4 protein-coding genes and 1 pseudogene are annotated in these 3,009 nt (G+C 30.3%); all 5 read left to right on the top strand.

Annotation, left to right across the window (positions count from 1 at the left end; all coding sequences use genetic code 11):
• Positions 1-165: 165 nt before the first annotated feature.
• A pseudogene (gene serS / locus ACEW7V_RS03285) lies at positions 166-1,455 on the top strand (serine--tRNA ligase).
• A 311-nt stretch (positions 1,456-1,766) separates the two neighbouring features.
• On the top strand, positions 1,767-1,985 hold the full coding sequence (locus ACEW7V_RS03280; protein WP_374695431.1) for a hypothetical protein: 219 nt from the start codon (positions 1,767-1,769) through the stop codon (positions 1,983-1,985).
• A 346-nt stretch (positions 1,986-2,331) separates the two neighbouring features.
• Positions 2,332-2,415: a hypothetical protein gene (locus tag ACEW7V_RS03275; RefSeq protein ID WP_374695786.1), complete on the top strand. Its 84-nt coding sequence runs from the start codon at positions 2,332-2,334 to the stop codon at positions 2,413-2,415.
• A gap of 1 nt (position 2,416) precedes the next feature.
• On the top strand, positions 2,417-2,590 hold the full coding sequence (locus tag ACEW7V_RS03270) for a hypothetical protein (protein WP_374695430.1): 174 nt from the start codon (positions 2,417-2,419) through the stop codon (positions 2,588-2,590).
• On the top strand, positions 2,562-2,750 hold the full coding sequence (locus tag ACEW7V_RS03265; protein WP_374695429.1) for a rhodanese-like domain-containing protein: 189 nt from the start codon (positions 2,562-2,564) through the stop codon (positions 2,748-2,750). Before ACEW7V_RS03270 ends, ACEW7V_RS03265 begins: the two co-directional genes overlap by 29 nt.
• The last annotated feature ends 259 nt before the right edge of the window (positions 2,751-3,009 follow it).

Genomic DNA, 3,009 nt, shown 5'->3' with positions numbered 1-3,009 from the left:
ATTATTGCTTTTATAAATGGTTTAATAATAAAAATAAGTAAAAATTTTCAAACCCATTAACTAACAGAAATTTATATTCTTACTACATTTATATTTTTCCAATTAAAACTTATTATTTTTGCCACCATTAAATTAATTTTTCCCAAACTAAAGAGGTATTTTTTTATGTTAGAACTGAATTTTGTAGTCCAAAATCTTGCCTCTGTTATTGCAAAATTAGAAAAAAGGCAAAAAAATATTTTCTTATTTAATAAATTACCTCTTTTTAGCACAACAAAGAAAATCTTTACTTTTGGAAATACAGGATTTAAGAAGTCAAAAAAATCAATCATCTAAAAAAGTTGCCCAAAGCTAACACTTAAGAAGATGTACTCTTGTTTTGCAAAGACACTAATTTTTGCGTGATGATTTACAAAAACTAGAACAAAGTTAAAACTAGTGAAATTTTTTTTTTTTACACACACACACTGGATCTTTTGGTTGACACCCCAATTTACCACACGATTCTTTGCAATTTGGACAAACGATAAGGACAATATGAGAATTGTATTGCGAAGGACAACAAGAACTTTTTGCATTTACGCCCAAAGACCATGTTTATTTAGCTGAAAATTAGATATTCGGACTTTAAAAAAAGCTTCTAAAATTTCTGGTAGGATTTGTTGTTTGCAAAGGGCTAGGAGCACGCCTCGAAAGAGCCTTAATTCAATTTATGATGGATCTTCATAGTAAAAAAGGTTATCAAGAAATTATTCCTTCTCCTTATATTATCAATGAAAAATCCATGTTTAGCCACAGGTCAATTACCCAAGTTTGAAGATGAAGTCTACAAGCTTTACAACTCCAAAATAATTGGTATCTAAATCCTACAGCAGTAGTTCCTACTATTAATTTGCATCGTGAAGAAATTTTTAAACCAGACACACTTCCTATTAAATACGTCGCCTTGACACTACTGCTTTTCGCCAAGAAGCAGGCTCAGGCCATAAAGATACTAGAGGAATTTTTAGACAACATCAATTTAATAAAGTAGTAATTAACCCAGTTTTGCCATCCCCAAAATTCTTATGAATGTCTAGACCAAATGTTAAAGATTCCGAAGAAGTGCTAAAACTGCTCAAACTTCCTTCTTTATCGTGTTGTTTTACTTTCTACTTGGGATTTGGGTTTTAGTATGGCAAAAACTTATGATTTAGAAGTTTTTTTACCCAGCTATAATTGTTATCGTGAAATTGGTTCTATCAGTAATTCTTGCGATTTCCAAGCAAGACGCGCCAATATTAAAATGAAAAATCCTGCAAATAATAAAATGAATACGTTCATATTCTAAACGGTTCAGGTTTGGCTGTTGGAAGAACTGTCATTGCTATTTTGGAAAATTATCAAAACCAAGATGGTACTATTACAGTTCCTGAAGTTTTACAGCCTTATTTAGGAACCGATATTATCAAGTAATTTGAATGTTTTAACAAGAATAATTTAGAATATAGAGTCGAATCTTTTATGAAAAATAAATTGATTCGGCGTTTTTATTGGTAAAACAAAAAGCCACTAACAAAACCTTTACTATTTTTTTTTTTGTTTCGAGAGCTTATTTCAAAATTCATTACTTTCATCTTCAAAAGAAAATAATTGTGAGGTAATATCAATATGCAAATTAAAAACATTTATTTACGACCCCACAATTTTCAAACTTTTCCTCAACAAATAAAAACCTATATCAACAATATTAATCCATCTTTTTGGGGTTTTGTATCTAATTATCCTTGTTAAATTCTGAGACTATCAAAACTTATCCTTGTCTTTTGCGCCGTATTAAAGGGCCTTCTTCGGATTTATTAGGAGTCTTTTTTGATGGTGGCACAAGGAATGCAAGTTTCAAAGGCGAAATAAAATATAGTTTAGATGATTTAAAAACAAATGTTAAATGGTGCTCAAAATATGTATATTTTTTGGAAAGAACGCCCCTAAAATTTATTTTATAATCCTTAATATTTATTAGAGTTTAAGATTTGCTCCATAAAAATCTTGAATAACAAATTATAAATGAAGCCAAAAAACATTAATCATTCATTGTTTCAAATTCCTAACAATTTATTTTAATAATAAAATAAAGTCCAAATTAATCAGATTTTGCATGCAATCTCAATTGAAAAGAGGCATAATTATTTTATGACACAAACTTCTAACTCGCAATACTTAGTTATTTTATATTATCAATATGCTCCAATAAAGACCCTCAAACTTTTAGAGACCAACATTTTAAATATTGTGAATCTCTAGACTTTTAGGACGTATTATCAGGTTGCTCAAGAAGGTATAAACGGTACTTTGTCAGGTCCAGAAGAACAAATAAATAAATACATGGATCAACTAGGAAACAAGATCCTCGTTTTTGCAACTAACCGTTTTTAAAATGGAAACTGTAGAGGCACATGTTTTCCCCTGGCGTCTTTCTATTAAAGTTAAGCCCGAATTGGTTAATTTGAGTCTTCAAGAAAATGTTGATCTTACTAAGGACAAAGGTGCTTATTTAGCTCTCACACTTTTTATGGTAAGCCTTGCAAGAAAAAGATACTTTAATTCTTGATGCTCGTAATGACTATGAATATGATTTAGGACATTTCAGAAATGCAGTTAATCCCAATATTAGACATTTTCGTGATTTGCCAAATTGGGTCAAACAAAACACCAATTTATTAAAGATAAAAAAAAATCGTAACTTATTGTACTGGTGGTGTGCGTTGTGAAAAATTTAGATCACTTTCTTAAAAAAGAGGTTTCGATGATGTCTATAAATTCAGGAGGCATCATTTTCTTATGGAAAACACCCGAAACTCAAAATTGATTTGTGGGATGGTCAAATGTATGTCTTTGATCAAAGAATAGCAGTTCCCGTTGTCAAAGAACATGTTATCGTTGGTAAAGACTATTTTTGATGGCCTCCTTGTGAACGCTATATTAATTGTTCTCTAATCCTCAATGCAACGGCAAATTTAGCAATACGCT

Source organism: Areca yellow leaf disease phytoplasma (assembly GCF_041920595.1).
Note: the sequence above shows the minus strand (reverse complement) of the source record. Positions and strands in the feature narration are given on the sequence as shown.

Excerpts from the sequence above, each read along its gene's own strand:
- ACEW7V_RS03270 (WP_374695430.1), top strand. The coding sequence starts at position 2,417 with ATGGAAACTGTAGAGGCACATGTTTTCCCCTGGCGTCTTTCTATTAAA.